The sequence below is a fragment of the Micromonospora sp. CMU55-4 genome, from assembly GCF_011602315.1.
Classification (GTDB): domain Bacteria; phylum Actinomycetota; class Actinomycetes; order Mycobacteriales; family Micromonosporaceae; genus Micromonospora; species Micromonospora chalcea.
Genome location: NZ_JAAOLH010000003.1, coordinates 98,909 through 125,756, shown reverse-complemented (window position 1 = coordinate 125,756; position 26,848 = coordinate 98,909). Strand labels below are relative to the sequence as shown.

The window sequence follows — 26,848 nt, the reverse complement described above, 5'->3', positions numbered from 1 at the left end:
GCGGTGGCCCGAGGACGGGGATGAGGGGCCGGCGGGGGTGCCGGGGTTTGTGCACTCGGCGTTCGCGCCTCTCGTGGTGGCGGTCGCCGAGCGGTGCCTCGCGCGGCGCTACGGCACCGGGCCGCTGCCGCCGGGCAACGGTACGGCGGTGGTGCTGGTCAGCGCCGGCGGAGACACGGCCAGCGCGGCGCACGTCCGGGCCGCGGTGGACGCCGGTGACCGGATCGGGCCGCTGTTCTTCTTCCAGTCGGTGCCGAACAGCGTGGCCGGGCACGTCGCGGCGCGCTGGGGACTGGACGGGCCGGTGGTGTGCCTGAGCCCGACCGGCGACCCGCGGGCCGAGGGGGAGGCCGAGGCGGACCTGCTGCTGCACGACGGCGACGCCGCACAGGCGTTGCTGATCCTGATCGAACTGGCATCGGACGGTACGCCGGGCGAGGCGACCGCGGTGCTGCTGGGGGAGGGAACACGTCAATGAGGACGAAGGGACTGCGCGGCGCGCTCGCAGCCGACGCGGAACTGGGCGCGGGCAACGTGCTCGCCCGGGTGCTGGCCCACGGCGCCGACCCGGACGGGCCGGGGCTCACATTCGACACCGAGGTCGACGGCCACCCGGCCGAGACCCCGCTGACCCTGGGCCGGCTCGACCGGATGGTCGCCGCCCGGGCGGCCTGGCTGCACGAACGCGGGGTGAAACCCCGCGACCCGGTCGCCGTCTGGGCCGGTACGGCCGCCGACATGGTGCTGTCGTTCCTGGCGCTGACCCGCCTCGGCGCCATCCCGGCGCTGATGAACGGCAGGCTGCGCCCCGAGATCGCCGCCGAGTACATCCGCCGGCTACGCGCCGCCGGGGTGCTCGCCGACGCCGCGCACGCGCAGGCGCTGGCCGGGCACGACCTGGGCGCGCCGATGCTCGGCGAGCCCGCGCAGGCCGGGACCGGCGACCCGGACGCGGCGCCGGCGCACTACCGGCACCACCCGGACGACCCGATCGTCATCACCCACACCTCCGGCACCACCGGAGTGCCGAAGGCGGTGCTGCACTCGCACGCCAGCCTGTTCGCCGCCACCCGGCACCTGCTGTCCATGCCGCAGGCGCAGGGCACCACGCGCATCCTCAACGCGCTGCCCGCCCCGCACACCGCCACGGTGCTGATGGTCAACCAGGCGCTCGGCAACCGGGCGGAGATGTTCCTGCTCTCCGAGCAGGGCGGCGAGCGGGTGCTCGACGCGATCCAGCGGTGGCGCCCCGACGGCGTGTTCGGCTTCTCCGTCACCTGGGCCGAGCTGGCCCGCTTCGACCTGTCCGGCTACGACCTGGACTCGGTGCGGCTGTGGTTCAACACCGGCGACTGCTCGCACGAGCCGCACGTACGGCGGCTGGTCGCGGTGGGCTCCCGCGACGTGGTGACCCGTCAGGGCGTGACCCGGGTACCCGGGTCGGTGTTCATCGACGGCCTGGGCTCCAGCGAGATGGGCCACTCGATGTTCCACATCACGCACACCTCCGACACCGACAGGTACGGCCGCTGCGTCGGCCGCCCGTACCGGTTCACCAAGGTCGCGGTGCTCGACACCGACGGCAACGAGCTGCCGCCCGGGCAGGTCGGCTGGCTCGGCATCGACTCGCCGTCGCTGTTCCGCGGCTACTGGAACGACTCGGTCACCACGTACCGGTTCCGGCTGCGCGGCTGGTACCTCACCGGTGACCTGGTGTACGCCGACGAGGACGGCCGCTACTACCACCTGGACCGGGCGGTCGACTCGGTCGAGGCGGGCGACGGCAAACGGTTCTTCACCGCGCTGTCCGAGGAGCGCATCCTGGCCGCCAGCCCCGACGTGACCGACTGCACCGTGGTGATCGTCAAGGCGGACGACGGCACGGTCACCACCGACGTGCTGCTGGAACTGGCCGCCGGCGTCGACCCGGACGCGGACCGCACCGAGCGGATCCGTACCGCGCTGGGCCCGGACGTGGGCGCCACGCTGCGCCGGATCGTCCCGGTGCGCGCCGACGACATCCCGGTCACCGTCACCGGCAAGGTACGCAAGGTGGCGCTGCGCGAGCGCTATCTGACCGAGGCGCCGTCGTGACCGCCGTCGTCACCGGCATGGGCCTGTTCACCCCGGCGGGGCGCGGCGTGGCGGACACGTTCGACGCGCTGCTCACCGGCCGCTCCGGACTGCGTCGCCCGCCCGAGGGACACCCGGCGGCGGGCAGCCTGGAGGTGGCCGGCGTGCTGCCGGACATCGACCCGCGCAGCGTCGCCTCCGGACCGGAGACGAAGGTGCTCGACCGGGTGGTGCTGCTGGCCCTGATCACCGCCGCCGAGGCGCTCGCCGACGCGGGCATCGAGGTGGGCCGCGACGTCGACCCGGAGCGCATCGCGGTGATCGTCGGCGGTGTCGGCGGGATGTCCACGCTGGAGGGGCAGGTGCTGGCGCGGGCCGCCCGGGGCCGGGCGGCGGTCAGCCCGTATCTGCTCACCGGCATCCTGCCGAACATGCCGTCGGCGCGGATCGCCATCGCGCACGGCATCCGCGGCTACAGCTCGTCGGTCGGCACGGCCTGCGCCTCCGGCGCCCAGGCGGTCGCCGACGGGGTACGCCTCATCCGCTCCGGCGAGGCCGACGTGGTGGTGTGCGGGGCGAGCGAGGCGCCGCTGTTTCCCACGTTCGCCGACACGTTCGGCAACGCCCGGGCGCTGGCCCGGGGCTGGGACGAACCCACCGAGGCGAGCCGCCCGTTCGACAAGCGGCGCAACGGGTTCGTGCTGGCCGAGGGCGCGGCGCTGCTGGTGCTGGAGCGCGCCGGGCACGCCGACGGTCGGGGCGTGCGCGGCTACGCCGAGGTCGCCGGTTTCGGGGCGAACACCGACGCGTACCACCCGACCGCGCCGCGCCCGGACGGCGCGGGAGCGGCCGCGTGCATGCGCCGGGCGCTGGCCGCCGGCGGGATCGTGCCGGGCGACGTCGGGTACGTCAACGCGCACGGCACCGGCACCAAGCTCGGTGACGTCGCCGAGACGATCGCCCTGGCCGAGGTGTTCGGCCTCGGCGGCGTCCCGGTCAGCTCCACCAAGGCGCTCACCGGGCACCTGCTCGGCGCATCAGGTGTGCTGGAGGCCGCCGCCACCGCGCTGGCGCTCGACAGTGGCCTGCTGCCGCCCACCTACCACCTGGACGACCCGGACCCGGAGTGCGAGGCGGACCACGTCCGCGCCGTGCCCCGGCCCACCCGGGCCGACCACGCGCTGACGAACTCGTTCGGGTTCGGCGGCCAGAACGTCAGTCTGCTCCTGCGCCGGCTCTCCGGGCCGGCCCGCCGGGCCGCCACCCCGGCCGCCGGCTGACCGGACTCCAGTCCCGGGCGTCCGTCCGGGTCGCGATCACGGGGGGAACAGGGGAAGCCCATATGACCATCAACGGGATAGATCATCTCGAACTGTACGTGGGGGACGCCCGGCAGGCGGCCTTCTACTTCGACAACGCCGTCGGTTTCCGGCTGCGCGGGCAGGGCGGGCCGGAGACCGGGCTGGACGGGCAGCGTTCGCTGCTGCTGGCCCAGGCCGGCATCCGGCTGCTGCTGACCACTGGACTGTCCGCCGAGCACCCGGCGGCCACGTACGTGCACCGGCACGGCGACGGCATCGCCGTGGTGGCGCTCGCCGTCGACGACGCCGCCGGGGCGTACGCGGAACTGGTGGAACGCGGCGCGACACCGCTGAGCCCGCCGCGCACCTTCACCGGCGCGGACGCCGAGGTCGTGGTCGCCGAGGTCGGCGGCTTCGGCGACGTGGTGCACCGCCTCGTCCAGCGCAGCGGTGACCCGGAGGTGTTCCTGCCCGGCGTGATCGAGCCGGTGGCCGCGCCGGACGGCGACTCGCTGCTGGCCGAGGTGGACCACCTGGCCGTCTGCGTGCCGCCGGGGCAGCTCGACGAGACAGTCGCGCACTACGAGAAGGTGTTCGGCTTCGCCGACATCTTCACCGAGCACATCGAGGTCGCCGGTCAGGCGATGAACTCCAAGGTGGTGCAGAGCCCGTCGGGGAAGGTCACGCTGGTGCTGCTGGAGCCGGACACGAGCGCCCGGCCCGGCCAGATCGAGGACTTCCTGCGCTGGCACGCCGGCGCCGGGGTGCAGCACCTGGGGCTGCGCACCGACGACATCGTCACCGCCGTCGGCGCGCTCGCCGGGCGCGGGGTGCGGTTCGCCAGCACGCCCGGCGCCTACTACGACGGCCTGGAGCAGCGGGTCGGCCGCCTCGACGCGCCGGTGGACCGGCTGCGCGAGCTGAGCATCCTGGTCGACTCCGACCACGACGGGCAGCTGCTGCAGATCTTCACCGAGTCGATGCACGTGCGCCGCACCCTGTTCCTCGAACTCATCGAGCGGCGCGGGGCGCGCACCTTCGGCAGCGGCAACATCAAGGCGCTCTACGAGGCCAAGGAACGCGAGCTGGCCGCGGCGGGGGCGACCCCTGCTGCCGCGGCCGGAGGGGTAGGGGCATGACCACCATCGATCCCGGGCTGACCGCCGAGGAGGAGGCGCTGCTTCCCTCCGACGAGGACGTCCGGCACTACGCCGAGCACGGCTGGTACCTGTCGAAGAAGCTGCTCACCGACGACGAGGTGGACGAGCTGGTCGCCGCCACCGACAGCTACTACGCCGGGGAACGCGACCGGCGGCTGCCGGTCCGGCCGCCGAAGCTGGCCTACTGGGAGCCGGCCAAGGGCGACGTGCAGCGGCACAACGACTACGTGCACCACGAACACGACGGCATCGCGCGCATCCTGCGCAAACCGCTGATCGGGGCGGTCGCCGCCCGGCTGGCGCAGGCCACCGAGATCCGCATCTTCCAGTCCACGCTGATCTGGAAGCCGCCGATCGCCGGTGAGCCGTCGAACATCGTGCCCTGGCACTTCGACAAGCACTACTGGGCGTCCTCGTCGTCGGAGAACATGCTCACCGCGTTCATCCCGTTCCACGACTGCGGCGAGGAGATGGGCACCATCACCATGGTCGACGGCTCCCACCGCTGGCGGGAGATCGGCGCCGACGACACGGTGGTGCGGCACTTCGCCGACCGGGACCGCGACCAGCTCGAGGCGATGCTGGCCGAGAACGCGGCGTACAACGGGGCGACGATCCGCAAGATCCCCATGGTGATCCCCAAGGGGCACATGAGTTTCCACCACTGCCGCACCTACCACGGCAGCGGTGCGAACGTCAGCGGGCGGCCCCGCCGGGCCATCTCGCTGCACCTGCAGGACGGCGACAACGCCTGGCGGGAGTATCCGCTCTCCGACGGCACGCTCGCCGCGTACAACCACGACGTGCTGGTCCGCCGCACCCACGAGGGCCGGCCGGACTACGCGGACCCCGATTACTGCCCGGTCATCTGGCGCGACCGCGCCCAGCAGGGAGGCTGACAATGTCACGGTACGACTGGGGTAAGACGCACCCGGGCATCGAGCGACTCGAGCGGGCGGTGACCGAGCGCCGCGACGTGGTGGTCAAGCACCCGCTCTACGCCAACCTCGACACCCACGACGCGCTCGTCACGTTCATGGAGCACCACGTCTTCGCGGTCTGGGACTTCATGTCCCTGCTGAAGTCGCTGCAGCGGCAGCTCACCTGCGTCACGGTGCCGTGGATCCCGACCGGCCCGACCGGCAGCCGCCGCCTGATCAACGACATCGTCATGGTCGAGGAGAGCGACGAGCTGGGCGACGGCTACATCAGCCACTTCGAGCTGTACGTGCAGGGCATGACCGAGGCCGGCGCCGACACCACGGCCGTGAACAAGCTCGTCGACCTGCTGCGCGACGGCACGCCGGTCACCGAGGCGCTCGGCGCGGCGGGCGTACCCGCGGCGTCGGCCGCGTTCGCCGGCACCACCTGGCGGATCATCGAGACCACCCCGGTGCACTGCCAGGCCGCGGCGTTCGCGTTCGGCCGCGAGGACCTCATCCCGGAGATGTTCACCCAGGTCGTCGCCGTCAACGAGCGCAGCAACCGGCTCAACAAGTTCGTCGACTACCTGGAGCGGCACATCGAGGTCGACGGCGAGCAGCACACCCCGATGGCCATGCAGATGCTGGCCGACCTGTGCGGCGACGACGACACCAAGTGGCAGGAGTGCGCCGACACGGTCAACGCCGCGCTGGCCGCCCGCGCCCGACTCTGGGACGACATCCTCGCCGCCGTCAAGGAGGGCCGTCCGGCGTGACCGGCTCCGACCCGCTCCGGCTCTACCGGGCGGTCCGGCTGATCCGCCGCTTCGAGGAGCGCGCGATCGAGCTGGTCCGCGCCGGACAGATCGTCGGTGGCATCCACCCGTACCTCGGTCAGGAGGGGATCGCCGCCGGCGTCTGCGCGGCGCTGGACCGCGAGGACCTGGTCACCGGCACCCACCGCGGGCACGGGCACGTGCTCGCCAAGGGCGCCGACCCGGCCCGGATGCTGGCCGAGCTGTGCGGCCGGGTCACCGGGCTCAACCGGGGCCGGGGCGGGTCGATGCACGCCGCCGACTTCGGCGTCGGCGTCCTCGGCGCCAACGCCATCGTCGGAGCCGCCGGCGCGATCCTCACCGGAGCGGTGTGGGAGCGCCGGCGGCGCGGCGCCGACATCGTCGGCGTCACCTTCTTCGGCGACGGCGCGGTCAACGAGGGCATGCTGCTGGAGGCGTTCAACCTGGCCGCGCTCTGGCGGGTGCCGGTGCTGTTCGTCTGCGAGAACAACGGCTACGCCACCACCATGCCGGTCGAGGGCGCGGTCGCCGGCACCATCGCCGGGCGGGCTGCCGCCTTCGGCATGCCGGCGGCCGCCGTCGACGGGCAGGACCCCGAAGCGGTACGCGAGGTCACCGCCGCCGCCGTCGCGCGGATGCGCGCCGGCGGCGGCCCCGAGCTGGTCGAGGCCCGCACCTACCGCTTCGACGCCCACCACACGTTCGAACATCAGGTACGCCTCGACTACCGGCCGCCGGAAGAGGTGGCCGAGGGCCGGTCCCGCGATCCCGTCGACATCGCCGGAGCGCGACTCGACCCGGCGGTACGGGCCGAGGTGGACGCCGCCGTCGAGGCGGAACTGGACGCCGCCGTCGAATACGCGCTCGCCGGTCCGCACCCCGACCCGGCGACCGCCTTGGACCACCTGTACGCCAGCGGGCTCACCGCCCGGACCGGAGGTGGCTGATGCCCCGGCTCTCCTACCGCAGGGCGCTCACCCGGGCGCTCGCCGACGAGATGGCCCGCGACGAGTCGGTCGTGGTGCTCGGCGAGGACATCCGGGTGGCCGCCGCGAACGTCACCACCGGCCTGCTGAAGAAGTTCGGCCCGGAACGGGTACGCGACACCCCGCTGTCCGAGCAGGCGTTCACCAGCTTCGCCACCGGCGCGGCGCTGGCCGGGGCCCGCCCGGTGGTGGAGTTCCAGATCCCGTCGCTGCTGTTCCTGGTCTTCGAGCAGATCGTCAACCACGCGCACAAGTTCCCGCTGATGACCGGCGGCCAGTGCGCGGTGCCGGTCACCTACGTGGTGCCCGGCTCCGGCTCCCGCACCGGCTGGGCCGGGCAGCACTCCGACCACCCGTACGCGTTGTTCGCCCACGTCGGGGTGACCACAGTCGTACCGGCCACCCCGGCCGACGCGTACGGGCTGCTGGTCTCCGCGATCCGCTGCGACGACCCGGTGGTGGTCTTCGCCCCGGCCGGCGCGCTGGACCTGCGCGCCGACGTCACCGACCTGACGCCGGTGCCGCTGGGCCGCGGGATCGTCCGCCGCCCCGGCGCCGACGTGACGGTGGTGGCCGTCGGGCACCTGGTGCACGACGCGCTCGCCGTCGCCGAGGAACTCGCCGGGCAGGCGTCGGTGGAGGTCTTCGACCCCCGCACGCTCTACCCCTTCGACTGGGACGGCCTGGTCGAGTCGGTGAGCCGCACCGGGCGGCTGGTGGTAGTCGACGACGGCAACCGCTCCTGCGGCATCGCCGGGGAGATCATCGCCACCGTGGTCGAGCGGGTCCGGCTGGCCGCGCCACCCCGGCGGGTCACCCGCCCCGACGGTGCCGTGCTGCCCTTCGCCCCGGCCCTGGACCGGGCCGTGCAACCCGGCCGCGACCAGCTCACCGCCGCCATCCAACTGACCCTCAAGGACGGATGAACGATGGACCCGAACTACACGTGGCCGCCACTCGGCCAGGCGTGGACCGACCTGCCCGAGTCCACCCGTACCGCGATGGTGACCACCGGCGCCGCGGCCTGGGAGAAGATCTTCCACGGCCGGGCCACGTACAACAAGCAGTGGCGGCTGGCCCGCCCGCCCGTCTTCACCGCCGACGCGTTCGGCGAGCTGAACGAGGTCTGCGACCGCATCGCCCAGCTCATCCTGGAAGCCTGCCGGCGTCGCGCGCGTACCGCCGGTGAGCTGCAGCGGCTCCTCGACGTGCCGGAGGGGGAGACCCGGCTGCTCGACCCGGAGGAGGAACTGCACGAGGGGCTGCTCGCCGCGTACCGGCCGGACGTGCTGTTCTCCGGCGGCGTGCCGTGCATCGTCGAGTACAACATCGACAGCAGCCTCGGCGGCGGCTTCGACGCCGACACCGTCATCCAGCGGTACGCCGAGCTGTACCGTACCCATGACCTGCTCGACGGCGCGCGGCCCGCGCCGTCCCTGCTGGACCAGCGGTTCGCCGCCATCCGGGACACGCTCGGCCTGGCCGACGGCGCGCGGGTGGCGCTGCTGATGGACTTCGACGCCGACTACCCGGGACTGGACGACCCGGAGACGTTCATCCGGATCCTGTCCCCGCTGATCGACCAGGCCCGCCCGTTCGGCATCGACCTGGTCATCGCCCCGGTCGCCACCGCCGGCCTGGACGCGCAGAGCCGCCTGGTCGTCGGCGGCGCCCCGGTGGACGCCCTGTTCCGGCTGTTCGTGCCGAACCGGGTCACCCACAGCCCCGGCCTGGACGCGGTCGCCGGCGCGCTCGCCGCCGGCACGCTGCCGATGTTCGTCAGCAGCGCCGCCTGGCTGCTCAGCAACAAGCTCAACTACGCCTGGCTCTGGGAGGACCTGGACCTGCTGCCGGAGGACGACCGGACGCTGATCCGCCGGTACGTGCCGCACACCGTCGCGCTCACCGCCGACCAGCTCGACCGGGCGCTGGCCGAACAGGCCGACCTGGTGGCCAAGCCGGCCGGCGGATCGGCCGGGCACGGGGTGCTGATCGGCCGCGAGATGACGGCTGTCGCGTGGGCGGACGGGGTGCGCGCGGCGATCGCCGAGGGCGGCAACATCCTGCAGCGCTACCACGAGGCGGACCGGGTGGCGATGGACTTCGTGCAGATCGAGACCGGTGAGACGGTCACCGCCGATGTCCCGTACAGCCTCGCCCCGTACCTGTTCGGCCGCACCGGTTCCGGCGCGCTGGCCCGGGTCGGCTACCCGGGCTGCGACGAGGTCCTCAACCTGGCCCGAGGCGTCCTCCTGACCGGCATCCTCCTAACCGACTGACCCCCTCCCCGCCTGCCCGCTTCGTTGATCAAGGAGTTCGTGTCCTCATCGGGGCGCGTCACCGACCCCAAACTCCTTGGTCAACAACGTGGATCCGGGCCGAGGGCGCCGGGCGCGGGTGAGGGGGAGGGCGCGGTCAGGGGTGGGGGAGGTGGGTGGCCAGGACTCTCAGGGTTTCGGCTGTGGCTATCGCGTCGCTGCGGGCGCTGCCGTGCCGCCCGTCGCTGCTGTACAGCGACGGGTCGGCCACCAGCGGATGGTCGGTCAGGTGCACGTGCAGCGTCCCCAGCCGCTCGGCCACGCCCCGGGTGTGCCGGGACAGCCGGCGCATCCGCTCGCCCAGGCCCGCGCGCAGCGTCTCCGGCACGGCCGGGCTGTGCGAGACGTCGAACATGCCCACCGTGATCACGTCCGCCCCCGCTTCCCGCAGCGCGGTGATCATGGCGGTCAGCTCGGCGTCGACCGCGTCCGGGTCGTAGGCGGACCGGAACGCGTCGTTGCCGCCGCACACCACGAGGGCCAGGTCCGGTTCGAAGGCCAGCGCGTCGGCCAGCTGGGTGGCCCGTACCTCGTGCGCGCGCAGCCCGCGCCGCCCCAGATTCAGGTACGCCAGCTCCGGCCGGACGGCGCGCAGCTCGGCGGCGATCCGGTCGGCCCACTGGAGGTCCGGGTAGCCGTCGACCGGCTCGCACAGTCCTTCCGCGACGCTGTCGCCGAGCACCACGAACCGGCGCCACGGGTGCCCGCGCAGCAGCTCGGTGGCCTCGCCCGGACGCAGGCACCACGGATCAGTCGCCTCGGTCAACGTCGATGCCATGATCGGCAGGCTAGCCGAGCGCCCGGCGCGGGAAAAGGGGCTCAGCTCAGCAGGGTCAGCAGTTCGCCGGGCCGGGACAGACTGAGGTCGGCGGGCTCGGCCGGATCGTACTGATGGCCCCACGCGGCGGCCACCGCCACCGCGCCGCTGCTGCGGGCGGCGCGCAGGTCCAGCGGCGAGTCGCCCACGTACGCGGCCCGGCCGGCCGGCACGCCGAGCCGCCGGCAGGCCACCTCGACGCCCTCGGGCGCCGGTTTGGGGCGGGTGACCTGGTCGCCGCCGAGGACCACCCGGAAGTGACCGAGCAGGCCGACCCGGTCGAGCATGATCTCCGCCGCCTGGTGGCTCGCGCCGGTGAACACGCCCACCGGCACCCGGGCGGCGAGGTCGGCGAGCATCTCCGCGACTCCGGGGTAGACGCTCACCCGCCCGGCCGTCGCGGCCAGTTCGGTGTGGTAGCGGTCGAGGTCAGCGGCGGTGGCGGGGCGCCGGAGCAGGTGCGTCAGCAGGTCGGACGGTGAGCCGATCGAGTAGCCGGCGATGACCTCGGCGTCGGTGTACGACGGGCCGCCACCGGCCCGCACCGCCGCCCGGTACGCCGCCGGCACCACCTCGTGCGACTCGATGAGCGTGCCGTCCATGTCGAAGACGACGGCGTCCACCGGGCGGCTCACGCGGCCCCGGCCCGGTGCGCGGCGGCGAGCCGCTTCGGCGCGCGGGCGTGCCACGCCTCGGTGATCAGCTCGGTCAGGTCGTCCACGGCGATCCGGTCGAGCCGGACCAGCACGGCCGGGTAGCCGTCGAGGTGCGGCGTGGTGAAGTAGACCGCCGGGTCGTCGGCGAGCAGCGCCTCCTTGGCGCCCAGGTCGGGCACCCGGGCACCGAGGATCGGGCCGTCCGGCGCGGCGTCGCCGAGCGCCTCGAGGTCGCTGCGGCGCAGCGGCCGGTCCCAGACGAACATCTTGTCGCGCACCCGCCAGGCGGGCAGGTCGTCGTACGAGCCGCGCTCGGTGGTCTCCGGCAGGGCCAGCGCGATGCGCCGCACGTCGTCCCAGGTCGCCATGGCCCCGACCCTACCGCCGCCCACCGACACCCCGGCTCAGACCGGCGTGGGGGTCGCCGGTTCCGGGGCCGGGCGGTGGGACCCGCGGGTCAGCAGCAGCGGTCCCACGGTCAGCACCAGGCAGACCACCGACATCACCAGCAGCGCCGGGGTGAGGTCGAGCAGCGCCACCGACCAGCCGCCGAGCAGCGCGCCGACGGGCAGGCCGAGGAACGCCACCGACCCGGAGATGCCCAGCACCCGGGTCTGCAGCTCGCCCGGCACCCGCTGGTAGAGCGACGCGCCGAGCAGCGGGTTCACCGCCGCGATGCCGATGCCGGACAGGAACGTCACCACGAGCACCACGACCAGGTCGTCGCTGAGCGCCAGCGCGAGCAGCCGGGGCGCGCCGCTGAGCGTCAGCCCCAGCGCGAACGTCGTCCCGGCGGGCAGCCGGGTGCCGAACATCGTGAACAGCACGTTGCCCAGCAGCGCGCCGCCCGAGAACACACCGAGCAGCAGGCCGAAGCCGGCCGGGTCGCCGAGCACCTGGTTGACCCAGAGCGGGATCCAGACCGCGACGCTGGCGTTGGCGAACATGTTCGACACCGAGACCACGATCAGCATGATCATCAGCGTCCGGTCGGTGCGCAGGTACGCGAAGCCGCCGCGTAGTGCCCGCAGGTAGGGCTCCCGGGGTGCGGGTTGCGCCGGCGCGGGCGGCCGGACCAGCACGCCGATGAGCAGCGCGCAGACCGCGAACGTGGCCGCGTCGATCCAGATGGCCCGGGTCAGCCCGACCCAGTCGATGAGCAGTCCGCCGAGCACCGCGCCGAACAGCGTCATGCCCCGGGCCAGGCCGTCGTAGGCGCTGGTGAGCCGGATCAGCGGCACCCCGGCCCGCTCGGCGGCCGGTTTGAACAGCACGTGCTTGACCCGGTCGCCGATGCCGCGCAGCCCGCCGGCGACCGCCACCAGGACCAGCAGCGTGCCGAACCCGAGCCAGGGGGCCAGCGCCACCACCGCCATCGCGACAGCGCTCGCCGCGTCCACGAACACGGAGGTACGGCGTACCCCGAAGCGGTCCGCCCACGGCGTGGCCAGCGCGCTGGAGAGCATGTACGGCAGCGTCTCCGCCGCCGCGACGAGTCCCATCTTGGTGGGGCTGCCGGTGGTCTCCAGCACCAGCCAGGGGATGGCCACCACGGAGATCCGGGTGCCGAGGTTGGACAGCAGGTCGGCGCCGACCAGGGTGTACAACTCCCGGCGCGGGTTCATGCCGAGCTGCCGATCACGGTGCCCAGCGTGTCGGTGTCGGCCGGATGCGCGGCGGCGTACCGGGCCCGAAGCGCCCGTTTGTCCACCTTCGCGGACCGGTTCAGCGGCAGCGCGTCCACGAACTCCACGGCGCCGGGCGCCCACGTCTCGCTCAGCTCCCGCACCACCAGCGCGATCAGCTCCTCGCCGGTCACCGACGCGCCGGGCGCCGGCACCACGTACGCGTACGGCAGTTCCCCGGCGACCGGGTCCGGCGCGCCGATCACGGCGGCGGCCCGCACCTCGGGGTGGCCGGCGAGCACGTCCTCGATGGGGCGGGAGTAGATCGGCCAGCTGCGCGCCCGGGTGAGGATCCGGTCCTGCAACCGGTCGACCAGGTAGAGGTAGCCGTCGGCGTCGAGGTGGCCGATGTCGCGGGTGCGGACCCAGCCGTCGACGAGCGTCTCCGCGGTCAGCTCCGGCCGGCCGTGGTAGCCGGCGAAGCTCAGCTTCGTGCGGACCCACACCTCGCCGTCGTCGCCGGGCGGCAGCACCTTGCCGTCGGTGTCGCGGATCTCCACCGTCACGTCGCCGTACGGGCGGCCGCAGGAGCGCAGACGCTCCGGGTGCTCCGGGTCCTCGGTCAGCCCGGGCAGCGCGCAGATGACCACCGCCTCGCTGAGGCCGTACACGATGCGCAGGCACGGGCCGAAACGGGCGATGGCCTGGCGCAGCCGGGCGGGCGCGGCGGGCCCGGCGCCCACGTTGAACATGAACATGGCGGAGAAGTCGGCGCCCGGCAGGTCGGGGTGGTCGAGCACCTCGTAGAGCATCGGCGGGGTGACGAACGTGGAGGTGAGCCGCTCGGCGTCCACTGTCGCGATGAACGCGGCCGGGTCCCACTGGTCGCGCAGGAACAGCACGCCGCCGGTGAACAGGTTGAACAGCGTGGTGATCTGGCCACTGGCCAGCCACATCGGTGAGTGGGACAGGTGCCGCAGCAGCGGGAACCCGGCGCCCCGGAAGTCGGCGGCCAGGGCGAGGATCTGCCGGTAGAAGCTCTCCCGGTGGTGCACCAGCTTCGGCGTGCCGGTGGTGCCGCTGGTCTGCAGGAACGACTCCGGCGCGGGCGCGTCGGCGGGCAGCTCCGCGGCCGGCTCGCCGGCCGTCGCGGTCAGGTCCGGTCCGGCGCCGCCGGGGCCGAGGCAGAGCACCGGTACGCCGGACAGCCCGGCCGCGATCTGGACCGCCTGCGGGTCGCGCGGGTCGTACACGAACGCCTCCGGCGCGGACAGCGCGACGAACTCGTCGACCTCCCGCCGCGAGGTCACCGGGGCGACCCACATGCTCCGGCAGCCCAGCAGGTGCAGCGCCAGTTGCAGCAACGGACCCTCGACCGTGTTGCCGAGCATCACCAGCACTGCCGCGCCGGGGCGTACCCCGTGCCGGCGCAGCGCGGCGGCCAGGCCGCGCACCCGCGCGGCGACCTGGGGGTAGGTGAGGCGGCGTCCGCCGCCGACGAGCGCCTCCCGGTCGCCGAAGCCGGCGAAGAGCTCCAGCGCCTCGTGCACATAGTTCGGCCGGTCGGTCATCGGGCAGCCCCCATCATGGTCCGCGAGCGGCGTCCGGCCAGGTCAGGGCCGGGACATGACGGCAGGTGCCAGGTCGGCGACCGCACCGCCGCCAGCTTCCGAGCCTAGGCAGCGGCGGTCCACCGCGGACAGAGCCGATCGTCGCTGCGTCCCGCGACGTGGGCATTTGATCATGTCGATCAGGTTGATTGACGCTCGTCACCGCCGGAAGCTAGTTTCCGGTCCATCGCCCGGGCCGGTGCCGCCGACCGCGTCACGCCCGGGGCTGCCGACCATGGAGGATCGATGCCGACCCCGAAGAGATGGCACGTCATAGCTTCCGCCGTAACGCTGCTGATCGCCGCCACCCCGGCGGTCACCGCGAGCGCCGGCCCGACCGACACCGACCGCGCCGGGCACGGGCGCGCCGAGTGGGCCGGGACCTGGGCCGCGGCGGTGACCCGCGGGAACACCGTGGGCCTGACCGAGACCGGCCTGAACAACCAGAGCATCCGGATGACCGTGCAGACCTCGGTGGGCGGGCCGCGCCTGCGGGTGCGGCTGACCAACCTCTACGGCCAGCAGGCCATCCAGGTCGGCCGCGCCACCATCGCCCGGCCGAACACCGCCACCCCCGACGACCTGTCCGACATCGTCCCGGCCAGCGTCCGTCAGCTGACCTTCTCCGGCGCCGGTTCGGCGACCATCAACAAGGGTGCCGAGCTGCTCAGCGACCCGGTGGCCTTCCCGGTGGCCGAGCAGGAGGACCTGGTGGTCACCCTGTACTTCCCGGTGCTCACCGGGCCGGTCACGTTCCACGGCCAGTCCCGGGTCACCAACTTCATCGGCGCCACCGACCTCACCTCGGCGGCCGACGGCGCCGGCTTCACGATCCGGCCCAACTGCTGCTGGATGTTCCTGTCCGGCATCGACGTGGAGCGCAAGGTGACGCCCGGCTCCGTGGTGGTGCTCGGCGACTCCATCAGCGACGGCAACGGCAGCACCGTCAACGCCGACCGCCGCTGGCCGGACCTGCTCGCCAAGCGGCTGATCGACGCCCGCCCGGAGCCGCGTACGCCGGGCGTGCTCAACCTCAGCCTGGCCGGCAACCGGCTCAACCACGAGGGCACCGAGCCCGGCGCGGGCGACTTCCCCGGCTACTACGAGCTGGGCCCGAACGCGCTGGCCCGGCTCAACGAGGACGTGTTCCCGCAGACCGGGGTGCGTACCGTCATCACCCACCTGGGCATCAACGACATCTGGATGAACGGTGACAGCCCGGAGGCGATCATCGCCTCGCTGCGCCAGCTCAACCGGCAGGTCCAGGCGCGCGGCCTGACCAGCATCGCCGGCACGCTCATGCCGTACGAGGGCAACGGCGGGCCGGGCGTGTGGACGCCGGAGAAGGACGCCACCCGGCAGGCCGTCAACACCTGGCTGCGCGGGCCCGGCCGGGCCGAGTTCGACGGCGTCGTCGACTTCGACGCGGTGATGCGCGACCCGGCGCAGCCCAGCCGGCTGCTGCCGGCGTACGACTCGGGTGACCACATCCACCCGAACGACACCGGAGCCGCGGCGATGGCGAACGCGGTGCCGTTGAAGCTGCTCGGACTGTGACACCGGGCGGGGGCGGCGGTCGACACGACGCCGCCCCCGCCGCCGTTTTCCTGGGGAGGAAAGACAGTGGACGTCAGCGAGATCCTGACCGGGCTCTACAGCGAACAGGGCCGGCAGAACCCCTATCCCTTCTACGCGGCCCTGCACGAGCACGGGCCGATAAACGCCGTTCCGGCCCGCGCCGAGCACAGCACCGTCAGCGCGGTGGCCGGCGGGTACGACATGGTGGACCAGATCCTGCGCGATCCCGGCTGGTACAAGGGCTTCCCGCCCGGCTGGGAGGAGCAGGAGATCCTACGGACTTTCCTGACGTCGATGATGTTCGTCAACCCGCCCGACCACACCCGGATGCGCGCGGTGTTCGCGAAGACGTTCACCCCGCGCCGGCTGGTCGCGCTGGAGCCGGTGATCGAGCGGGTCGTCGCCGAACGCCTGGACCACATGGCCGAGGTGGGCGCCGACGGGCACGAGGTGGACTTCGTGGCCGACTTCGCGTACCCGGTCCCGGCGCTGGTGATGGCCGAGTTCATCGGCCTGCCCCCGGCCGACCTGGCCTGGTACCGGCAGCGGGTCGACTGGATCGACGAGTACATGGACGTGTCCGGCAAGACGCCGGAGCGGCTGGCCCGGGCCAACCAGGCCGCCGAGGAGCTGCGCGTCTACTACCGCGACCTGATCGCCCACCGGCGCCGTACGCCCGGCCACGACCTGATCAGCGGGCTGGTCGAGGTGCTCGACGCGGGCGGCGTCGACCTCACCGAGGACGAGCTGATCAGTAACCTGATCGTGCTGTTCAACGCCAGCTTCGTCACCACCGTCTACATGTTCAGCAACGGCCTGCCGCTGCTGCTGGAGCACCCGGACGTGACCGCCGCGCTACCCGGTGACGACGCGCTGGCCCGGGGCTGCGTGGAGGAGGTGCTGCGGATGGAGAGCCCGGTGCACTTCCTGGCCCGCTCCGCGCCCGCCGGCGTCGACCTCGGCGGCGTGCCGGTCGACCGGGACGACAACGTGCTGCTGCTGATCGCCGCCGCCAACCGCGACCCGGCCCGGTTCCCCGACCCGGACCGCTTCGACCCGCGCCGTCCCGGCCCGCCGTCGCTGGCCTTCGGCGTCGGGCTGCACTTCTGCCTCGGCTCGGCGGTGTCCCGGCTGGAGGGCCGGCTGGCGCTGCCGCGCCTGTTCGCGCGCTTCCCGCGGCTGGCCGTCACCCAGCCGTACACGTACAGCGGGAGCCTGTTCCTGCGCGGCATCGACAAGCTCTTCGTCACCACAGGGGAGGCCGGATGACACTCGATCCGCAGGTGGTCGCGTGGCGGACCGCGCGGGCCGCCGCCGGGACCGTGCCGCTCTACACCCAGACCCTGGCCGAGGCCCGCGCCGCCGACCTCGCCGCGATCCGTGCCGGCTCCGGCGCGGTCGAGCCGGTCGCCGAGGTACGCGACACGACGGTGCCCGGCCCGGCCGGGCCGCTGCCGGTGCGGATCCACCGGCCGGACGGCGACGGCCCGCTGCCGACTCTCGTCTACTTCTTCGGTGGCGGCTGGACCCTCGGCAGCGTCGACACCGCCGACGGAATCTGCCGGCGGCTGGTCAACCTGACCGGCGCGCAGACCGTGACGGTCGGCTACCGGCTCGCCCCGGAGCATCCGTTCCCGGCGGCGGTGGAGGACTGCCATGCCGCGGTGCGGCACCTCGCCGCGCACGCCGCCGAGTTCCGCGTCGACCCGGACCGGCTGGCGGTCGGCGGGGACAGCGCGGGCGGGAACCTGGCCGCCGCGGTGACGCTGCTGGCCCGCGCCGACGGCGGTCCCCGGCTCGCCGCCCAGCTGCTGGTCTATCCGAACACCGACCAGCGGCCCGGGCACCGCCCCGGCGACGACGAGGACCCGATGCTGTTCAACAGGCACTCGGTGGGCTGGTACCGGAGCCACTACCTGGCCGACCCGGGCGACGCGGCGCACCCGCTGGCGTCTCCGCTGCTCGCCGAGGACCTGGGCGGCCTGCCCCCGGCGCTCGTGATCACCGCCGGGTACGACCCGCTGTGCGCCGAGGGCCGGCGGTACGCCGAGCGGCTGGGCGAGGCCGGCGTGCCCACCGAGACGGCCCACTACCCGGGGATGGTGCACGGGTTCTTCGCCATGCCCGGCGTGTTCGACGCCGGACGGCAGGCCCAGGAGCGGGCCGCCGCCTTCCTGCGCCGCACGTTCGGGCTCGACCCGGCGCACGCGGCGGCGGGTGCCGACCATGGCTGACGCGGTGGACGGCTTCGTGCCGCCGGTCAGCCTGGCCGAATTCGCCGCGCTGGCCCGGGCGGTGCTGCCGCCCGACGTGTGGGACTTCGTCGACGGCGGCAGCGGCGCCGAGACCGCCCTGGCCGCGAACCGGGCCGCGCTGGACCGGGTGGCGGTGCTGCCGCGGATGCTGGCCGGCGTGGACGACCCGTCCACCGAGGCGGCGCTGCCCGGCGGCCGGGCCGCGTTGCCGGTGGCTGTCGCGCCGATGGCGTACCAGCGGTTGCTGCACCCCGACGGCGAGCCCGCGCTCGCGGCGGCGGCCCGCGCGGCGGGCGTGCCCTACGTGGCCAGCACGCTGGCCAGCACGCCGATCGAGGAGATCGCGGCGACCGGCGCGACCGTGTGGTTCCAGCTGTACTGGCTGCGCGACCGGGCGCTGGTGGCCGACCTGCTCGACCGGGCGTCGGCGGCCGGCTGCGCGGCGGTGATGGTGACTGTGGACGTGCCGGTGCTCGGGCGGCGCCTGCGCGACGCCCGCAACGGGTTCGCGCTGCCGCCGCACGTCACCGCCGCGAACCTGCCCGGCGGCCGGGACGACCTGGCGCACCAGGGCACCCCCGGCGTGTCGGCGGTGGCGGTGCACACCGGCGCGGTCTTCGCCCCGGCGCTGAGCTGGGCGGACCTGGAGTGGCTGCGGGAGCGTACCCGGGTGCCGTTGCTGGTCAAGGGCATCCTGGACGCGCGCGACGCGGTCCGCGCGGCGGACGCCGGCGTGGACGCCGTGGTGGTCTCCAACCACGGCGGACGGCAGCTCGACGCCGCCCCGGCCAGCGCGGCCGTGCTGCCCGAGGTGGTCGAGGCGGTCGACCGGCGGTGCGCGGTGCTGCTGGACAGCGGCGTCCGCGGCGGCGTCGACGTGCTGCGCGCGCTGGCGCTGGGCGCGGACGGCGTGCTGCTGGGCCGGCCGCTGCTCTGGGCCCTGGCCGCCGGTGGCCGGGCCGGCGCCGAGGCGGCGCTCGCGCTGCTCGCGGCGGAACTGCGCGACGCGCTCATCCTCAGCGGCTGCCCGGACCCGGCCTCGGCCCGGCGGCTGCGCACCCGGATCGGAGGCTGACGTGGAACCGGTCGACCTGGCCGTCACGGCGCTGCACGGCAGTGTCGGCGACCCGGCGCTGAACTCGATGAACTTCCTCAACGAGGTGGCGCAGCACTACCCGGACGCGGTGTCGCTGGCGGCCGGGCGGCCGTACGAGGAGTTCTTCGACTCGGCGGTGCTGCACACGTACCTGGACCGCTTCCGCCGCCACCTCGCCGAGGACGTCGGGCTGGACCGGGCCGGCGTGGACCGGACGCTGTTGCAGTACGGCCGGACCAAGGGCGTCGTGCACCACCTGATCGCCCGGCACCTCGCCGTGGACGAGGGGCTCACCGTCGACCCGGAGTCGATAGTGGTGACAGTCGGCTGCCAGGAGGCGATGTTCCTGGTGCTGCGCGCGCTGCGGACCGGCCCGGCGGACGTGCTGTTCGCTGTCGCGCCCACGTACGTCGGGCTCACCGGCGCGGCCCGTCTGGTCGACCTGCCGGTGCGCCCGGTGGCCGGCGGGCCCGACGGCGTCGACCTGGCCGACCTGCGCGCCGGGGTGCGCCGCGCCCGCGCGGAAGGGCTGACGCCCCGGGCCTGCTACGTGATGCCCGACTTCGCCAACCCGTCCGGCGTCAGCATGGGCACCGGGCAGCGGCGGCGGCTGCTGGAGCTGGCCGCCGAGGAGAACCTGCTGCTGATCGAGGACAACCCGTACGGCCTGTTCCCGGCCGACGGCACCGCGCGGCGGCCCACGCTCAAGGCGCTGGACACCGCGCGCCGGGTGGTCTACCTCGGCTCGTTCGCCAAGACCGTGCTGCCCGGGGCCCGGGTCGGCTACGTGGTCGCCGACCAGCGGGTGGGGGAGGCCGACGGCACCGTGGTCCCGTTCGCCGACCACCTCGCGAAGATCAAGAGCATGGTCACGGTGAACACGTCACCGATCAGCCAGGCGGTGATCGGCGGCGCGCTGCTGGCGCACGACTGCTCGCTGGTGGCCGCGAACGTGCGGGAACGGGCCGCGTACGCCCGCAACCTGCGCCACCTGGTCGACGGCCTGGCCCGGCGCTTCCCGGCCGGCGGTCCGGTCACCTGGACCGTCCCGGCGGGCGGCTTCTTCGTGGTGGTGAGCGTGCCGTTCCCGGTGGACGACGCGCTGCTGCACCGCTCGGCTCGCGAGTACGGCGTGCTCTGGACGCCGATGGCCCACTTCTACGATGCGGGCACGCCGGTGAATGCGTTGCGGCTGTCGGTGAGCGCTGTCACACCGGAGTCGATCGATCTCGGGCTGGACCGGCTCGCCACGCTGGTCACGGACACCATGTCCGGCGGCGTGACGCCGGAGTGTCAGGGTTCCGGCACACTACGTGTTTCCTGACGCCGTTCGTCTGTTGATAATGGACCAATGGTTGCCTGGGAGTACGCGTTGCTCGTTCGTCGGTATCAGGGTCAGGGACGCAATTTCCACGTCTCGTTCGTGTGGTACGGCCCGGACGGGTCACGCACCGACGTGACCGCGTACGGCGACACCGCCATCGCGCACCTGAACCGGGTCGGCCGGGAGGGCTGGGAACTGGTCTCCGCCGCCGAGGACGTGAACAACGTGCAGGGCAGCACCGAGGTCCACCGCTACCACCTGAAGCGCCCGCTGCGCTGACCCCGTAACCGCCGGCACCCCGGGAGACTCCTTCTCCCGGGGTGCCGCTTCGTGTTGTCGGGCGCTCAGGCCAGGTCGACCGAGGGGTAGAGCGGGAACGGCGTGAGCAGGTCGGCGGCCTGCTTGCCGACGGACTCGGCGACCGCCGGGTCCAGCACGTACTTCGCCTTCGACGGCGCGCCGTCCGGGCCGGTGCCGGGCGTGGTCTGGCTGAGCACGGTGTGGATCAGCTCGGCGGTGGCGTCCATCTCCGCGGCGCCGAGGCCCCGGGTGGTCAGCGCCGGGGTGCCGATGCGGATGCCGGAGGTGTACCAGGCGCCGTTCGGGTCCTGCGGCACCGAGTTGCGGTTGGTCACGATGCCCGAGTCCAGCAGCGCCTGCTCGGCCTGCCGGCCGGTCAGGCCGTACCCGGACACGTCGATGAGCACCAGGTGGTTGTCGGTGCCGCCGGTGACCAGCGTCGCGCCCCGGCGCAGCAGCCCGTCGGCGAGCGCCTGCGCGTTGTCCACGATCCGCTGGGCGTAGTCGGCGAAGTCGGGGCGGCGCGCCTCGGCCAGCGCTACCGCCTTGGCGGCCATCACGTGCGGCAGCGGCCCGCCGAGCACCATCGGGCAGCCCCGGTCGACCTGGTCGGCCAGCTCCGGGCCGCAGAGCACCATGCCGCCGCGCGGGCCGCGCAGCGACTTGTGCGTGGTGGTGGTGACGATGTGCGCGTGCGGCACCGGGTCGAAGTCGCCGGTGAAGACCTTGCCGGCGACCAGCCCGGCGAAGTGGGCCATGTCGACCATGAACGTGGCGCCGACCGAGTCGGCGATCTCCCGCATGATCCGGAAGTTGACCTTCCGCGGGTACGCGGAGTAGCCGGCGACCAGGATCAGCGGCTTGAACTCGCGGGCCGCCTCGTCCACCCGGTCGTAGTCGATCAGGCCGGTGGCCGGGTCGGTGCCGTAGCTGCGCTGGTCGAACATCTTGCCGGAGATGTTCGGCCGGAAGCCGTGGGTGAGGTGCCCGCCGGCGTCCAGCGACATGCCGAGCATCCGCTGGTTGCCCAGCTCGCGGCGCAGCGCGAACCAGTCGGCCTCGGTGAGGTCGTTCACCTGCCGGGCCTGCGCCTTGCGCAGCGCGGGGGACTCGACCCGGTCGGCCAGGATCGCCCAGAACGCGACCAGGTTGGCGTCGATGCCCGAGTGCGGCTGGACGTAGGCGTGGGACGCGCCGAACAGCTCGCGGGCGTGCTCGGCGGCGAGCGCCTCGACCGTGTCGACGTTCTGGCAGCCGGCGTAGAAGCGGCGCCCCACGGTGCCCTCGGCGTACTTGTCGCTGAACCAGTTGCCCATGGCCAGCAGCGTCGCCGGGGAGGCGTAGTTCTCGCTGGCGATGAGCTTGAGCGACTCGCGCTGGTCGGCCAGTTCCGCGGCGATGGCGTCGGCGACGCGCGGCTCGACGCCGCGGACGACCTCCAGCGCACTGCGGAAGGCGGTGGACTCGGCGTTGCGCGACATGCGACCTCCAGGTGACGTGCGGAAGGCCCAGGCGCTCGGCATGCGTCCTCATGACGAGGCCGCTCCCCGATGGTGCTCCATCTCCACGCGCCAGTCACGGCCCGTGCCGATCCTACCGGCCCGGCCCGGACCTGCGGGGTTGGGCCGCCCGTCCCGGCGACTGAACCCCGCGACGCGAGCGGGACCGCCCCTCTGCCTCGGGGCGGTCCCGCTCGCGTCGCGCGGCCGGTGTCAGGCGACCACGGCATCGAGGGACTTCTTCAGCGCCTTCGGGGCGGTCGGCGTCTTCGGGGCCTTCGGGCGCAGGTCGAGCATCCGCTGGCCGATCTCCTGGAGCTGGTTACGGCCGAGCGCCTCCCGGACCTTCGGGAACCACTCCTGCTCCTCCTCCTCGACGTGGTGCAGCACGTTCTCGATCAGCACCGTCGTCTTTGCGTTGAACCGCTCGTCGTCGGCGTCCATGGTGAACAGCTCGAAGCAGAGCACGTCCGCGACGTGGTGCTCCTCGTACGACTCCAGGATGTCGTCCTCGACGTCGGGCACCAGCTTGCGGACCTCCGGGTACATCACCTCGTTCTCCAGGTAGGTGTGCACCGTCAGCGCCTCGAGGATCTGCTCGACGATCTTCCCGCGCTTGCTCGCCGGTCCCTCCTCGGCCTCCTGGAAGGCCTTGAACAGGCGGCGGATCTCCTTGTGGTCCTCCTTGAGCAGGACGATCGCGTCGGTGGACACCGGTTACCTCCTATAGTCGGCTGACGCTGCCCCCCTACCCGGGGCCCGACCAGGACAAACAGACCGGGCCCGGCGCGTTCGCCGGGCCCGGTCCACGCGGGTACGGGTTACTTCACCGCGTTGTACGCGTCCACGACACCGGCGCCGTAGAACCCGTTGCGCTTCCCGCCGGAGCAGGTCGCGTCGTACGCGTTCGGGCCCGCCGGGATCAGCGGCACCGGGTTGTACACGCCCGCCGGGCAGGACTTCGCCACCGCCGTGCGCTCCAGGAACGAGGAGAGCTGGCCCGGCGTCATGCCCGGGTGCGCGGACAGCGCCAGCGCCGCGACGCCCGCGGCGTGCGGGCCGGACATCGAGGTGCCCTGCTTGTAGCCCCACCCGTTGGTACGGGTGGCGGTGTTGAAGGTGGTGGACAGGATGCCGTCGGTGGACGTCGAGCGCGCGCCCCGGGTCCGGAACCGGGTGTCGCCACCGGGTGCGGTCACGTCGATCACGCCCTGGCCGTACGAGGAGTAGTAGCTCTTGTCACCGGTCGGGCCGACGGCGGCGACGGTCACCACGCCCGGCGCCTCGGCCGGGAGGACCAGGCAGGCGTTGGTGAGGTTCGCGCGCTCCTCCGGCGTGCCGTTGTTCGGGCTGCCGGTGTCGGTGATCTTGTGGGCCAGGTCGAAGTTCGCGTTGCCGGCCGACGCCACGTGCAGCACGCCCTGCGACTGCGAGTAGCGCAGCGCCCGCTGCACGGCCTGCCACACCGGACGCTGGCGGGCGTCGTTGCGGCAGTTCAGCTGCCACGGGTCGATGTAGTAGCTGTTGTTGGTGAGCTGGAAGCCGTGCTCGGCGGCCCACATGAACCCGCAGACCGCGGCCTCCGGGAAGATGTAGCCGTCGTCGTTGACCACCTTCACGGCGGCGACCTTCACACCCGGGGCGACGCCGGTGACGCCGACGCCGTTGACCGCGGCGGCGATGGTGCCCGCCACGTGGGTGCCGTGGTCGCTGGTGGTCGGGTTCCACGCCGGCTCGGCGGTGTCGGTGACGCCGCCGACGCAGGACGTGCTCTTGTCCTTGGCGATCTGGGTCGCCAGGTCCGGGTGGCTGCTGGAGATGCCGCTGTCCAGCACGCCCACCACGACCGACGGGCTGCCGCCGGTCACCGCGTGGGCCTGCGGGACGCGGATCATGTCCATGTCCCACTGCTGGCCGTACAGCGGCTCGGCGGTCGGGTCGCCCGCGGCGCGGACCACGTCGGCGGCCGGGACCTCGACCGTCTCGCCCTCGTCGAGGGCGGTGCCCAGACCGGCGGTGGAGGCGACCGACTCGACGCCGGCACCGGCCACGCGGGTGGCGAAGTCCGGGGCGGAGGAGCGCGCGACGAGCACGCCGATCTTGTCGTACGCGGCCACGACAGCGCCGTCGGCGGCGGCCACCCGCGCGGCGGCCTTGGCGGTGCCGTTGCCCTGCGGGGCGAGGACGAGGTACGACGTCTCCGGTCCGGCGGCCGCCACCGGCGCCGGGACGCCGATCAGGGCGAGACCGGCGCCGAGCGTCACGGCGGACGCGGCGGCGAGTGTCTTGCGACGGAGATTGTTCACACAGACTCCCAGGGGGTTGGTGCGGCCGGGCCGCTCCCTGGACGGGGGTACGGCCCGGTGGAGACGCGCAGGCTGCACGCCTCGCCGCAACAGCGCCCACCGACGGCGGGGTGTTACACGCCTCACCCCGCCGAGCTGTGGATCGTCAGACCGTGGCGATCGTGTACGGGATCTCGTCGAGCAGTTCCCGGGCGAGGAAGCCGATCCGCCCGTACCGGGGGACCAGCCGCTGCCCGCTCACCGCGTGCGCGAACGCCGCCCAGCAGGCGGCCTGCGCCGGGTCGGCGCCCCGGGAGAGCAGGCCCGCGAGCAGCCCGGAGCGCACGTCGCCGCTGCCCGAGGTGCCCAGCCCGGCGTCCCCGCTCTCCTCCCGCCAGGCCCGGCCGTCCGGCGTCGCGATGTGCCCGTACAGCGAGACGACAGCGTCGTACCGGCCGGCCAGTTCCACCGCCTCGGCGTCCAGGTCGTCGCCCGGATCGCGGCCCAGCAGGTGCTTCGCCTCGGTCAGGTTGGGAGTGAGCACCGCCTTGCGGCCGGACCCGGCCAGCAGCTCCGGCGCGTGGCTGAGCGCGCCCAGCGCGTACGCGTCGAGCACCAGCGCGGTCTCCCGGCCGGCCGCGTCCAGGACCAGGCGCAGCAGCTCCCCGGTGGTCTCGATGTCGGTCAGGCCGGGTCCGACCGCCACCACGTCGGCCTCGGCGACCAGGCCGCGGAGCAGGTCGCCCGGGTCGCCGCGGACCGCGCCGTCACCGGTCTCCGGCAGGCCGACCACGAGCGCCTCCGGCACCTGGATGCTCAGCGACGCCGCCGTCGACTCGGCCGCGGCGAGCTGGAGCACGCCGGCCCCGGCGCGCAGCGCGGCCACCCCGGCGAGCAGCACCGCGCCGGGGGTGAACCGGGAGCCGCCGACCACCAGCACGGTGCCGCGCGCCTCCTTGCCGCCGGTGGGCACCGGCAGCGCCCAGTCCCGCAGCAGCGCGGGGGTGATCACGTCAGACCGGCTCGGCATTGACCTCGTCCTCCCTGGTGGGCGTCGCCCCCTGCCGGTGCAGGTGGGCGACGTCGTTGAACACGTCCGGCACGAGCCGGCCGGTGTCGTCGGCGTGCCAGCCGGTGACCGAGCAGTTGGCGATCACGTGCTCGCGGGTCAGCGCCATCAGCTCCGCCTCGGTGAGCCCCTCCACCAGGTAGCGCAGCAGGAAGACCAGCGCGTCGTGGCCGAACAGCAGCACCCGGCCCCCCTCGTGGTCGCGGCGCAGGTCGCCGAGCAGCGCCCGCAGCCGCAGCGCCACGTCGGTCCAGGACTCGCCGCCGGGCGGGCGGTAGTAGAACTTGCCGAGCCGGGTGCGCCGCCGCGCCTCCTCCGGGTAGCGCCGGTTCACGCCGTGGCCGGTGAGCCCGTCGAGGACGCCCAGCTCCCGGTCGCGCAGCCGCTCGTCGACGCTGGCCGGGATCCCGGTGCCGTGCAGCGCCAGCTCGGCCGTGCGCACCGCCCGCAGGTACGGCGACACCACCGCGACGTCCGGCCGTTGCGAGTCCGGCAGCCCGGCCAGCCACCGGCCGGTCGCCCGCGCCTGCTCCTCGCCGGTGGACGACAGCGGCACGTCCGCGTCCCGGTGGCTGAGGTCGATCAGCTCGGCGCCGGACGTCTCGGCCGCCGTGGCCGCGACGTTCGCCGTGCTCTCACCGTGCCGGACGATCCAGAGCGATGCCAACTCCGCCATGCGGCTCCCGGTACCCGGGCCCGACCGGGGATAACCGTGCCGGACCGGCCCGGCGCGGGACTGCGCGGCCGTGCATCGACCCGGCACAATGTCCCACGACGCGGGACGGACGGCCCGGGTACGAGGGAGGCGCACATGACGACTGTGGTGCGGGGGCTGCGGGAGGCGCTGGTGCTCTTCCTGATCGCGGTCCTGGTGATCGCGGCGGCGGTCGGCATCTGGGTGGCCGTCGGCGGCGGCGACTTCACGCACCGGCTCGGCGTCGCGTTCATGATCGTCGGCGCCGTGATCGGGATGACCGGTGACCTCACGTTGAGCCGCATCGGCATGCTGCCGGCCCGGTCGGCGTTCGGCCTCGCGCCGGAGCGGGAGGACGGCGGCGGCGGGCGGGTGCTCACCGGCGTCGGCATCTTCCTGTTCGTCTCGGTGCCGCTGATCGTCGTCGGGGCGCTGCTGATCACCTGAGCGGTTCTCACGCTGTCGGTGCCGCCGGTTATGGT

The 26,848-nt window shown here is 73.6% G+C and carries 26 protein-coding genes and 1 riboswitch; of the genes, 16 read left to right on the top strand and 10 right to left on the bottom strand.

The genetic code is table 11. From position 1 onward, the window contains the following. Nucleotides 1-37 precede the first annotated feature (37 nt). The 9 genes from HA073_RS06720 (at nucleotide 38) to HA073_RS06680 (ending at nucleotide 9,519) form a co-directional block, all read left to right on the top strand. Nucleotides 38-478 carry a beta-ketoacyl synthase chain length factor gene (locus HA073_RS06720; protein WP_104115201.1) on the top strand — a complete coding sequence of 147 codons (441 nt, stop codon included), beginning with the start codon at nucleotides 38-40 and terminating at the stop codon, nucleotides 476-478. Beyond that, the gene (locus HA073_RS06715; RefSeq protein WP_166455920.1) at nucleotides 475-2,094 is read left to right on the top strand and encodes a class I adenylate-forming enzyme family protein; all 1,620 of its coding nucleotides are present in this window, start codon (nucleotides 475-477) and stop codon (nucleotides 2,092-2,094) included. Before HA073_RS06720 ends, HA073_RS06715 begins: the two co-directional genes overlap by 4 nt. Then, a complete protein-coding gene (locus tag HA073_RS06710) occupies nucleotides 2,091-3,353 on the top strand; it encodes a beta-ketoacyl synthase (RefSeq protein WP_166455919.1) in 1,263 nt (420 codons plus the stop codon). The genes HA073_RS06715 and HA073_RS06710 overlap by 4 nt, the downstream gene beginning before the upstream one ends. 62 nt (nucleotides 3,354-3,415) lie before the next feature. Continuing rightward, complete coding sequence (hppD, locus tag HA073_RS06705; protein ID WP_166455918.1) at nucleotides 3,416-4,513, top strand: 4-hydroxyphenylpyruvate dioxygenase; 1,098 nt, start codon at nucleotides 3,416-3,418, stop codon at nucleotides 4,511-4,513. After that, nucleotides 4,510-5,433 carry a phytanoyl-CoA dioxygenase family protein gene (locus tag HA073_RS06700; RefSeq protein ID WP_166455917.1) on the top strand — a complete coding sequence of 308 codons (924 nt, stop codon included), beginning with the start codon at nucleotides 4,510-4,512 and terminating at the stop codon, nucleotides 5,431-5,433. Before hppD ends, HA073_RS06700 begins: the two co-directional genes overlap by 4 nt. A 2-nt stretch (nucleotides 5,434-5,435) precedes the next feature. Then, complete coding sequence (locus HA073_RS06695) at nucleotides 5,436-6,233, top strand: DUF3050 domain-containing protein (RefSeq protein ID WP_013286631.1); 798 nt, start codon at nucleotides 5,436-5,438, stop codon at nucleotides 6,231-6,233. After that, nucleotides 6,230-7,201 (top strand): thiamine pyrophosphate-dependent dehydrogenase E1 component subunit alpha, encoded by a 972-nt coding sequence (locus HA073_RS06690; protein WP_064445767.1) that lies wholly within the window; start codon nucleotides 6,230-6,232, stop codon nucleotides 7,199-7,201. The genes HA073_RS06695 and HA073_RS06690 overlap by 4 nt, the downstream gene beginning before the upstream one ends. Further along, nucleotides 7,201-8,166 (top strand): alpha-ketoacid dehydrogenase subunit beta, encoded by a 966-nt coding sequence (locus HA073_RS06685; protein ID WP_064445768.1) that lies wholly within the window; start codon nucleotides 7,201-7,203, stop codon nucleotides 8,164-8,166. The genes HA073_RS06690 and HA073_RS06685 overlap by 1 nt, the downstream gene beginning before the upstream one ends. A gap of 3 nt (nucleotides 8,167-8,169) precedes the next feature. Continuing rightward, nucleotides 8,170-9,519: a hypothetical protein gene (locus HA073_RS06680; RefSeq protein ID WP_166455916.1), complete on the top strand. Its 1,350-nt coding sequence runs from the start codon at nucleotides 8,170-8,172 to the stop codon at nucleotides 9,517-9,519. A gap of 136 nt (nucleotides 9,520-9,655) precedes the next feature. Here HA073_RS06680 and HA073_RS06675 read toward each other — a convergent pair whose 3' ends face one another. The 5 genes from HA073_RS06675 to HA073_RS06655 are packed head-to-tail and all read right to left on the bottom strand — an operon-like array spanning nucleotide 9,656 to nucleotide 14,227. Then, nucleotides 9,656-10,336 (bottom strand): SGNH/GDSL hydrolase family protein, encoded by a 681-nt coding sequence (locus HA073_RS06675; RefSeq protein WP_166455915.1) that lies wholly within the window; start codon nucleotides 10,334-10,336, stop codon nucleotides 9,656-9,658. Between the two features lie 41 nt (nucleotides 10,337-10,377). Beyond that, nucleotides 10,378-11,010, bottom strand: coding sequence for an HAD family hydrolase (locus tag HA073_RS06670; RefSeq protein ID WP_166455914.1), 633 nt, complete (start codon nucleotides 11,008-11,010; stop codon nucleotides 10,378-10,380). Continuing rightward, nucleotides 11,007-11,399, bottom strand: a complete 393-nt coding sequence (locus HA073_RS06665; protein ID WP_064445772.1) for an MmcQ/YjbR family DNA-binding protein — start codon at nucleotides 11,397-11,399, stop codon at nucleotides 11,007-11,009. Before HA073_RS06665 ends, HA073_RS06670 begins: the two co-directional genes overlap by 4 nt. Before the next feature lie 36 nt (nucleotides 11,400-11,435). Beyond that, nucleotides 11,436-12,656, bottom strand: coding sequence for an MFS transporter (locus HA073_RS06660; RefSeq protein ID WP_166455913.1), 1,221 nt, complete (start codon nucleotides 12,654-12,656; stop codon nucleotides 11,436-11,438). Continuing rightward, nucleotides 12,653-14,227, bottom strand: coding sequence for a class I adenylate-forming enzyme family protein (locus tag HA073_RS06655; RefSeq protein WP_166455912.1), 1,575 nt, complete (start codon nucleotides 14,225-14,227; stop codon nucleotides 12,653-12,655). Before HA073_RS06655 ends, HA073_RS06660 begins: the two co-directional genes overlap by 4 nt. 285 nt (nucleotides 14,228-14,512) lie before the next feature. Here HA073_RS06655 and HA073_RS06650 point away from each other — a divergent pair, with 285 nt between their 5' ends. The 6 genes from HA073_RS06650 to HA073_RS06625 all read left to right on the top strand — a co-directional run bounded on the left by HA073_RS06650 (nucleotide 14,513) and on the right by HA073_RS06625 (nucleotide 20,798). Next, nucleotides 14,513-15,823 (top strand): SGNH/GDSL hydrolase family protein, encoded by a 1,311-nt coding sequence (locus HA073_RS06650; protein WP_043323654.1) that lies wholly within the window; start codon nucleotides 14,513-14,515, stop codon nucleotides 15,821-15,823. 66 nt (nucleotides 15,824-15,889) lie between these two features. Then, nucleotides 15,890-17,113 (top strand): cytochrome P450, encoded by a 1,224-nt coding sequence (locus HA073_RS06645; RefSeq protein WP_166455911.1) that lies wholly within the window; start codon nucleotides 15,890-15,892, stop codon nucleotides 17,111-17,113. Further along, entirely contained in the window at nucleotides 17,110-18,078 is a 969-nt protein-coding gene (locus HA073_RS06640) for an alpha/beta hydrolase (protein ID WP_166455910.1), read from the top strand. Before HA073_RS06645 ends, HA073_RS06640 begins: the two co-directional genes overlap by 4 nt. After that, a complete protein-coding gene (locus HA073_RS06635) occupies nucleotides 18,071-19,174 on the top strand; it encodes an alpha-hydroxy acid oxidase (protein ID WP_166455909.1) in 1,104 nt (367 codons plus the stop codon). Before HA073_RS06640 ends, HA073_RS06635 begins: the two co-directional genes overlap by 8 nt. Nucleotide 19,175: 1 nt before the next feature. Then, nucleotides 19,176-20,519, top strand: coding sequence for a PLP-dependent aminotransferase family protein (locus HA073_RS06630; protein WP_166455908.1), 1,344 nt, complete (start codon nucleotides 19,176-19,178; stop codon nucleotides 20,517-20,519). Between the two features lie 27 nt (nucleotides 20,520-20,546). Continuing rightward, nucleotides 20,547-20,798 (top strand): hypothetical protein, encoded by a 252-nt coding sequence (locus tag HA073_RS06625; protein ID WP_013286617.1) that lies wholly within the window; start codon nucleotides 20,547-20,549, stop codon nucleotides 20,796-20,798. A 65-nt stretch (nucleotides 20,799-20,863) separates the two neighbouring features. Here the strand turns inward: HA073_RS06625 and HA073_RS06620 are convergent, their stop codons facing one another. The 5 genes from HA073_RS06620 to HA073_RS06600 all read right to left on the bottom strand — a co-directional run bounded on the left by HA073_RS06620 (nucleotide 20,864) and on the right by HA073_RS06600 (nucleotide 26,348). Then, a complete protein-coding gene (locus tag HA073_RS06620) occupies nucleotides 20,864-22,300 on the bottom strand; it encodes a glycine hydroxymethyltransferase (RefSeq protein WP_166455907.1) in 1,437 nt (478 codons plus the stop codon). 18 nt (nucleotides 22,301-22,318) lie between these two features. Further along, a riboswitch (ZMP/ZTP riboswitch) is annotated at nucleotides 22,319-22,408 on the bottom strand. Between the two features lie 123 nt (nucleotides 22,409-22,531). Then, the gene (locus HA073_RS06615) at nucleotides 22,532-23,032 is read right to left on the bottom strand and encodes a hemerythrin domain-containing protein (protein WP_030499909.1); all 501 of its coding nucleotides are present in this window, start codon (nucleotides 23,030-23,032) and stop codon (nucleotides 22,532-22,534) included. A gap of 107 nt (nucleotides 23,033-23,139) precedes the next feature. Then, on the bottom strand, nucleotides 23,140-24,624 hold the full coding sequence (locus tag HA073_RS06610; protein ID WP_166455906.1) for a S8 family serine peptidase: 1,485 nt from the start codon (nucleotides 24,622-24,624) through the stop codon (nucleotides 23,140-23,142). Nucleotides 24,625-24,769: 145 nt separating this feature from the next. Further along, a complete protein-coding gene (locus HA073_RS06605) occupies nucleotides 24,770-25,633 on the bottom strand; it encodes an NAD(P)H-hydrate dehydratase (protein ID WP_043323664.1) in 864 nt (287 codons plus the stop codon). Beyond that, nucleotides 25,617-26,348 (bottom strand): histidine phosphatase family protein, encoded by a 732-nt coding sequence (locus tag HA073_RS06600; protein WP_166455905.1) that lies wholly within the window; start codon nucleotides 26,346-26,348, stop codon nucleotides 25,617-25,619. The genes HA073_RS06605 and HA073_RS06600 overlap by 17 nt, the downstream gene beginning before the upstream one ends. A 135-nt stretch (nucleotides 26,349-26,483) precedes the next feature. Here HA073_RS06600 and HA073_RS06595 point away from each other — a divergent pair, with 135 nt between their 5' ends. Then, entirely contained in the window at nucleotides 26,484-26,813 is a 330-nt protein-coding gene (locus HA073_RS06595; RefSeq protein ID WP_166455904.1) for a hypothetical protein, read from the top strand. Nucleotides 26,814-26,848 lie beyond the last annotated feature (35 nt).

What these genes read in the sequence shown, in the direction of transcription:
- HA073_RS06715 (WP_166455920.1), top strand. Translation starts at nt 475, where the DNA reads ATGAGGACGAAGGGACTGCGCGGCGCGCTCGCAGCCGACGCGGAACTG.
- hppD (WP_166455918.1), top strand. Translation starts at nt 3,416, where the DNA reads ATGACCATCAACGGGATAGATCATCTCGAACTGTACGTGGGGGACGCC.
- HA073_RS06700 (WP_166455917.1), top strand. Translation starts at nt 4,510, where the DNA reads ATGACCACCATCGATCCCGGGCTGACCGCCGAGGAGGAGGCGCTGCTT.
- HA073_RS06695 (WP_013286631.1), top strand. Translation starts at nt 5,436, where the DNA reads ATGTCACGGTACGACTGGGGTAAGACGCACCCGGGCATCGAGCGACTC.
- HA073_RS06685 (WP_064445768.1), top strand. Translation starts at nt 7,201, where the DNA reads ATGCCCCGGCTCTCCTACCGCAGGGCGCTCACCCGGGCGCTCGCCGAC.
- HA073_RS06680 (WP_166455916.1), top strand. Translation starts at nt 8,170, where the DNA reads ATGGACCCGAACTACACGTGGCCGCCACTCGGCCAGGCGTGGACCGAC.
- HA073_RS06675 (WP_166455915.1), bottom strand. Translation starts at nt 10,336, where the DNA reads ATGGCATCGACGTTGACCGAGGCGACTGATCCGTGGTGCCTGCGTCCG.
- HA073_RS06665 (WP_064445772.1), bottom strand. Translation starts at nt 11,399, where the DNA reads ATGGCGACCTGGGACGACGTGCGGCGCATCGCGCTGGCCCTGCCGGAG.
- HA073_RS06660 (WP_166455913.1), bottom strand. Translation starts at nt 12,656, where the DNA reads ATGAACCCGCGCCGGGAGTTGTACACCCTGGTCGGCGCCGACCTGCTG.
- HA073_RS06655 (WP_166455912.1), bottom strand. Translation starts at nt 14,227, where the DNA reads ATGACCGACCGGCCGAACTATGTGCACGAGGCGCTGGAGCTCTTCGCC.
- HA073_RS06650 (WP_043323654.1), top strand. Translation starts at nt 14,513, where the DNA reads ATGCCGACCCCGAAGAGATGGCACGTCATAGCTTCCGCCGTAACGCTG.
- HA073_RS06640 (WP_166455910.1), top strand. Translation starts at nt 17,110, where the DNA reads ATGACACTCGATCCGCAGGTGGTCGCGTGGCGGACCGCGCGGGCCGCC.
- HA073_RS06635 (WP_166455909.1), top strand. Translation starts at nt 18,071, where the DNA reads ATGGCTGACGCGGTGGACGGCTTCGTGCCGCCGGTCAGCCTGGCCGAA.
- HA073_RS06625 (WP_013286617.1), top strand. Translation starts at nt 20,547, where the DNA reads ATGGTTGCCTGGGAGTACGCGTTGCTCGTTCGTCGGTATCAGGGTCAG.
- HA073_RS06620 (WP_166455907.1), bottom strand. Translation starts at nt 22,300, where the DNA reads ATGTCGCGCAACGCCGAGTCCACCGCCTTCCGCAGTGCGCTGGAGGTC.
- HA073_RS06605 (WP_043323664.1), bottom strand. Translation starts at nt 25,633, where the DNA reads ATGCCGAGCCGGTCTGACGTGATCACCCCCGCGCTGCTGCGGGACTGG.
- HA073_RS06600 (WP_166455905.1), bottom strand. Translation starts at nt 26,348, where the DNA reads ATGGCGGAGTTGGCATCGCTCTGGATCGTCCGGCACGGTGAGAGCACG.
- HA073_RS06595 (WP_166455904.1), top strand. Translation starts at nt 26,484, where the DNA reads ATGACGACTGTGGTGCGGGGGCTGCGGGAGGCGCTGGTGCTCTTCCTG.